Below are 390 nucleotides of genomic sequence, written 5' to 3'. Positions count from 1 at the left end.
GGGGGCAACCCTGGTGGCGAGTGGCGAACGGGTGAGTAATACATCGGAACGTGCCCAGTCGTGGGGGATAACGTAGCGAAAGCTACGCTAATACCGCATACGATCTCTGGATGAAAGCGGGGGACCGCAAGGCCTCGCGCGATTGGAGCGGCCGATGGCAGATTAGGTAGTTGGTGGGGTAAAGGCTCACCAAGCCGACGATCTGTAGCTGGTCTGAGAGGACGACCAGCCACACTGGGACTGAGACACGGCCCAGACTCCTACGGGAGGCAGCAGTGGGGAATTTTGGACAATGGGCGCAAGCCTGATCCAGCCATTCCGCGTGCAGGATGAAGGCCCTCGGGTTGTAAACTGCTTTTGTACGGAACGAAAAGGCTTTCTCTAATACAG

General features: G+C 57.7%; 1 rRNA gene. It reads left to right on the top strand.

Annotated elements, in window-relative coordinates:
- Positions 1-390, top strand: a 16S ribosomal RNA gene (locus ACY0MJ_RS22330); the annotation flags it as partial.

Source organism: Ramlibacter sp. bp-362 (genome assembly GCF_054956735.1).
This window is presented reverse-complemented; position numbering and strand designations above follow the sequence as displayed.